The organism is Candidatus Methanodesulfokora washburnensis (assembly GCF_003947435.1).
Taxonomy (GTDB): Archaea; Korarchaeota; Korarchaeia; order Korarchaeales; family Korarchaeaceae; genus Methanodesulfokora; species Methanodesulfokora washburnensis.
Map to the genome: position 1 here is coordinate 1 of NZ_RCOS01000178.1, position 6,002 is coordinate 6,002.

At 44.6% G+C, this 6,002-nt stretch carries 4 protein-coding genes; 3 read left to right on the forward strand and 1 reads right to left on the reverse strand.

Annotated features, from left to right (window positions below; all coding sequences use genetic code 11):
* From D6D85_RS15805 to D6D85_RS15815, 3 genes are all read left to right on the forward strand, one after another.
* On the forward strand, nt 1-1,212 hold a 1,212-nt coding region (locus D6D85_RS15805), incomplete at its 5' end, for a WD40 repeat domain-containing protein (protein WP_237558885.1).
* Between the two features lie 229 nt (nt 1,213-1,441).
* Nucleotides 1,442-3,733 carry a VWA domain-containing protein gene (locus tag D6D85_RS15810; RefSeq protein ID WP_125673025.1) on the forward strand — a complete coding sequence of 764 codons (2,292 nt, stop codon included), beginning with the start codon at nt 1,442-1,444 and terminating at the stop codon, nt 3,731-3,733.
* Between the two features lie 69 nt (nt 3,734-3,802).
* Nucleotides 3,803-4,165 carry a hypothetical protein gene (locus tag D6D85_RS15815; protein WP_125673026.1) on the forward strand — a complete coding sequence of 121 codons (363 nt, stop codon included), beginning with the start codon at nt 3,803-3,805 and terminating at the stop codon, nt 4,163-4,165.
* A gap of 325 nt (nt 4,166-4,490) precedes the next feature.
* Here D6D85_RS15815 and D6D85_RS15820 read toward each other — a convergent pair whose 3' ends face one another.
* Entirely contained in the window at nt 4,491-5,768 is a 1,278-nt protein-coding gene (locus D6D85_RS15820; protein WP_125673027.1) for a hypothetical protein, read from the reverse strand.
* Nucleotides 5,769-6,002: the final 234 nt, after the last annotated feature.

The following is a 6,002-nucleotide window of genomic DNA, read 5'->3' on the forward strand; positions in this document are numbered from 1 at the left end:
AAGTTTAAATTTAAGGCCTGCCACATTGGAATTATGAGAACTCATCTATTCCTACTAATTCTTCTTTTCCTAAGTATACAGGTGCTTAATGCCCAGAACCTAATCTGGAAATATGGGACAGGAGGCCCTGTGTGGAGCGTCTCTATCTCATCCGATGGAGGCTACATAGCAGCTGGATCATGGGATAGATACGTCTACCTCTTTGACAGAAGTGGAAATCTAATCTGGAAGTATGAGACAGGAGGCCCTGTGCTTAGCGTCTCTATCTCATCCGATGGAGGCTACATAGCAGCTGGATCGGCTGATGATTACGTCTACCTCTTTGATAGAAGAGGAAATCTAATCTGGAAGTATGAGACAGGAGGCCCTGTGTGGGGCGTCTCTATCTCATCCGATGGAGGCTACATAGCAGCAGGATCATGGGATAATTACGTCTACCTCTTTGATAGAAGAGGAAATCTAATCTGGAAGTATGAGACAGGAGGCCCTGTGCTTAGCGTCTCTATCTCATCCGATGGAAGCTACATAGCAGCAGGATCGGCTGATGATTACGTCTACCTCTTTGACAGAAGTGGAAATCTAATCTGGAAATATAGGACAGGAGGCGTTGTGCTTGACGTCTCTATCTCATCCGATGGAAGCTACATAGCAGCTGGATCGGATGATAAATACGTCTACCTCTTTGATAGAAGAGGAAATCTAATCTGGAAATATAGGACAGGAGGCGTTGTGTGGGACGTCTCTATCTCATCCGATGGAGGCTACATAGCAGCTGGATCGGGAGATAATTACATCTACCTCTTTGATAGAAGAGGAAATCTAATCTGGAAGTATGAGACAGGAGGCCCTGTGCCTGACGTCTCTATCTCATCCGATGGAAGCTACATAGCAGCAGGATCATGGGATAATAATGTATACTTATTTACGAGGTCATCTTCTTCACCATCTCAGCAACAAACACCTCCTTCTCCTCCTCCACCTCCTCCGGAACAAGCACCGGAGCAGAAACAACAAACACCTCCTTCTCCTCCTCCACCTCCTCCGGAACAAGCACCGGAGCAGAAAAGCCCGGTGACAAAAACATCAGCATCAGCTGACATCCTTTATTTACTGCCAATCCTTATTCTAGTGATTCCTCTTGTTTTCATCTACAGAAGAAGGTCAAAGGAGAGGAAGGAAGAGGAAATAGTGAGGATCCTACTCAGCGAGTAGATATAAAGCACGCGTCTCCTCACCTTTCTCCTCATCGCTTTTTCTTCTATAAAGATAAAATTTAATAATTTAATGATGATAAATACAAAAATCATAGCTATTACTATAAGGATAACATCATACTAAGGAAATGACGTACACCCTAATGATCTTATGGTTTTTACTATTTTAGGACAACACTTATCAGAAAACTTTTTATTTTTCTGACTCAAGCGAAAGAAGATACGATATGCGGCACATAGGTATCCTCATCTTGATTATTCTGCTCTTTGGAGGAATAAATGTCCCGATAGCGGAGGGCCAGTACCAACCTCAAGTTCACCCGAGGGAATTGGCCATTCTCAGCGGAAATGATGCTGTCTACTATATTACAATAGTTAGCCCGGAGAAGATTTACCTCAGGGTGGAGGGAGTACCTCCTGGGAGCGATGCCAAATTCGATCCTCAGAGCGGCCAAGCATGGGCGACCTCAGGTTTTCTCTCCAAGCTGACTGTGAGAACCTCTGATAGCACACCTCCAGGGGATTACCGACTTATTATAATTGCAGATATAGGAAATACCGAGGAGAGAGTTGAAGTAGAGCTAAAAGTTGCCCCTAAAACCGAGGATGGTGCCAGCATTGTGCTATACAGGGCCTATGCAAACTATCTTGATCCGCAATTCTGGGTAGATCATTCTATCGTGGCATTAGTTCTGTTCTCCTCCGATTTTGACAGCTCCTTCACAAATCCCTTCTCAATACTTAAGAAATTCGTCTCAGGTGTGGTGGCTTCAAAGCTATCCCTAGCAGAGAGCCTAACAAAGGAGATTCTAACTCTCACGAACTTTCTTCCCTCAACAGGTATGAGCGGAATTCTCAGCTTCACCTGTTCGAAAATTGCTACATGCCCCATAGGCTACGGTAAGAACGCATTGGTAGAGATATCTGAGCTTGTTGAGCATGGTGATAAGGCAGGTGCCGCCAAAAGAATAGGGGAAATTCTGCCCGGATTTTACAACTGGCTCTCCGAGATTAATGGATATCAACCGGATGGAATGATTGTCACTCAGACAGAAAAAGAGGCTGCAAAAAATCTAGTTGAAAGTTGCATCAGGTTTCTGGAGGCAGAGAAGGAGAGATTAAAAAGTGCTCCCTCTCCTGCTCCATCACCTTCAGCAGGATCTGACGTCGTCTTTGTGCTCGATATCTCCGGTAGCATGAGTGAAAGCTGGAAGGGAGAAGTGAAGATAGACTCAGCCAAGAGATCTGCTATATCCCTTCTCAGCTTGCTATCATCCGGGGACAGGGTTTCCGTGGTTTGCTTTGAGTCTACAGCCAGCTTAAAGCTTCCTCTGTCGGATGACAAGAAGAAGGCCATAGAAATAGTGAGGAGCCTATCAGCAGGAGGAAATACGAATATGGGAGATGCCATCGTCAAGGCGTTGGAGGAACTTAAGAGGAACGCAAGAGCAGGATCTCCCAAGTCCATCATATTCTTCACCGATGGGATGCTGAACACGGGGATGACGGAGGGGGAGATAATAAATGGGCCTCTTCAGGATGCCATATCGATGGGGGTCAAGATCTACACTATAGGCTACGGAGATCCATCCAAGATAAACGAGAATTTCCTGAGGACATTGGCTGAGAAGACCGGTGGAAAATACTACTATTCACCGGATGCCTATCAGCTCGAGAACGATTTCATAGAGACAGGACATCTGGCATCCGGATGGCAGATTATATCAACCTTCACGGGAAAGGTGAGGCAGGGGGAGCTGAGGACAGCGGGTTCCGTTAATGTGATGCAAAAACTCAACCTATTGAAAGTGGTCCTCAACTGGAGAGGAAGTATTCTAAACCTAAAAATAATATCGCCTTCCGGAATTCCTGTTGATCTCAGCTCCCCTAATGTCGAATACTCAGGAGAGACAAATCCACAATATGTGATAATACATGATCCAGAAACAGGAAGTTATACAATACAAGTATATGGAAAGGATGTCGAGGGGGAGGAGGACTACAGGGTATGGGCATTCGGCATCCCTGCTGAAGGAGGATCATCAGGAGGTGGGGGCGGCGGGGGAGGTGGAGGGGGCAGTTATGTATATCCCCTGCAGCAGACACAACCTGCCATAGAAGAGGAGAAAGTTGATTACTCCTTTATACCTTTGTCCATCGCCATAGCAGCCTTAATTCTCTCTGCAGCAATCTATTACAGCTACAGGCCCTCTTACTTCCTGACGGACAGGAGAGGGAATGTTATCATAAGGTCATCGAAGAGGGACAGGGTATATGGAAGGGAGGACTTTGCCGGTTTGTTGAGCGGGGATGTCCTGAAGTTCATATCTAGAAGGGAAAAAGGAGGGCAGTTCAGGATATTCAGGCAGGGAAAGTGGTATTACATAGTTGATAACTTTAGCACAAATCCAACACACTTGAACGGGGTTATAATAAGGGGAAGGGGACCCTTGAAGCTGGAGAACGGATCGATAATAAGCATACCTGGGGCAGTGGAGCTTGTATTTAGATATTCATAAAAAGGACAACGGTCTTCGATCTTGCTGATGCTGACTCAATGTTTTTATCATGATCTACAGTAAATCATGATGCTCAATAGAGGGGATCTGATTCAAGGAGGAAATGGAACTTATATGATAGAGGAAGCTATCGATAGAGGAGGGATGAGCATTGTTTATCTGGCCAGAGGGCCTGATGGGAGAAAGGTTGTTGTAAAGATGCCAAACAGCCTAGGAACGCCGTATAACAAGCTGATATTTGAGAGAGATCTGCTAAAGCAGCTCTCCCATGATCACATCGTGAGGTATCTTGACTCTTCCATTGTCCGGCTTGGATCTTCAAGCTTTCCAGCCCTGATAGTGGAGTATTCAAGCGGAAAAACCTTGAAGAAGGTCGCTTTCGGCAGGCCAATGGATGAGAAGAAGGGAGCCAGATGCCCAACAACCGGATAGAAAATGCATAGTTGAGCTATGTAACAATACAATGGATAGCAAAGCTGTAGTAGAGTTATTGGAGAGAGAATATGCGAAGAAAGATATTGATGAGACAAAAAAGCAAGGGGAAACAAGGGAACAGGGCCTGTCCGCTGTGCGGGAATCTATTATATATCCCTGACGGGGGAGTACTACTGTTTTACATGTAAAAAATATGTTGCCTGCACACAGAATTATGCATAATGGGTATATTAATTTATATAGTTAAAAAGTAAATACTATATAAATTTGATTTCCCCAGGTCTATCTCTTATAATATCACTCTCCAAACAAGCAAGAGCATTTACTCGCTGAGTAGAATTCTCACTATCTCCTCTTCCTTCTTCTCCTCCGACCTTCTTCTGTAGATGAAGAGAAGAGGGATCACTAGAAGAAGGATTGGCAGTAGATAAAGGATATCAGATGATGTCTTTGTCACTGGACTTTCCTGCTCCGGAGGAAATGGTGGAATTGTTTCATGTTGAGGTTGCGAAGGAGTTATATTCGGAGGATACGTCAAATGGCCAGAATATTCAAGACCCCCCCATCCCTCTATCAAAATACCTATTGTTTGCCCAGAGCTCAGCCCTAAAGGGCTGAGAGGTATCCTAAATTCGAAGATATCGTTGAAATCCCCAGAGTTCTCAATACTATACCAGTTCCAATTATCATATCTGCAATATTCTACGTGAGCTTCTTTCGACAAGTTAGCTATGAATGATGCATCTATTATGAATTCTGCCCCACCAAACCACTTGTGTCCAGTGTTATCGTTGTTATCCGTGTCAAGGTCAACAAAAAAATAGCGGTATAGTTTTCCTCCATTGACCCTCGTTGTTGGCTTCCCCCTCGTATCTATCCTGAAGTAAAGGTTCTCATCATCGTTCGCAACGTATATGCTCGAGACCTCGAGCTCGGGAGGATCAATATATCTTGGTGGAAATGTTACCAATGGACTTATTGAGCCCCAATCGCTTGGATCTCCATCTATTTTGATCTTCTTAATCGAGGAACCTATGGTGTAGCTGAGATCCGCACCAGGTATAGCATTAACGCCAGACCATGTAACTATATAGAAGTCTATCCCATTCTGGGTATATCCTATGTCCCTTTTATCAACCCAGATCTCCATGTAGTTCGACCCGTACCTCATGTTAGGTGTCAGTTCCTTAATGTTGTAATCCCAATTTTCGCTCGTGTCGTTCCACTTAGACAGGGATGCCTTCCAGATGGAGCTATCCCCTGAAAGACGAAAGTGGATGAAGTAATCCGCTCCTAGCACTCCTCCTGGCTCTCCTCTTATCTCGTTAATTTCACCCGTCCGAGGGTTCCTATCAGCATCTATATAAATGAGCGCACCGCGATAATATTCTCCGGAGCTCGGTATGGCACCGTAGTACTCGATGTAGAAATATAGTTTTTCTCCATCCTCCTTCATGTAGACCGCTTTAACATTCATCCAGTCAACGTAATAGGCTCTCGCTGGGGAGTAGATGAGGGTATAGCCCTGAGGCTGAGCGTAGATGAATTGGATTGGTAAGAGAATTATGAGGGCCATTGGGATGAGTATCCTTGAATTCATCCTCTTCTCATCCAACTGACTCTGAAGGATTATTTAAAATTATCCCCAAAGACTTTATGCTCTGATAATTGATAGGATCTGCTACGCATTCAGTAACTCGAGGGCAGCGGATCCTAACTTATATGACGGAGAACTCTCTAAAACTACTTTCAATCCCTCATTTTGGACTCGTATTCCCTCTTCAACGCTAGATAAACGCTCTCAGATATCTCCCCCTTCTCTCTAAGCTCCTCA

Excerpts from the sequence above, each read along its gene's own strand:
- D6D85_RS15820 (WP_125673027.1), bottom strand. The coding sequence starts at position 5,768 with ATGAATTCAAGGATACTCATCCCAATGGCCCTCATAATTCTCTTACCA.
- D6D85_RS15815 (WP_125673026.1), top strand. The coding sequence starts at position 3,803 with ATGCTCAATAGAGGGGATCTGATTCAAGGAGGAAATGGAACTTATATG.
- D6D85_RS15810 (WP_125673025.1), top strand. The coding sequence starts at position 1,442 with ATGCGGCACATAGGTATCCTCATCTTGATTATTCTGCTCTTTGGAGGA.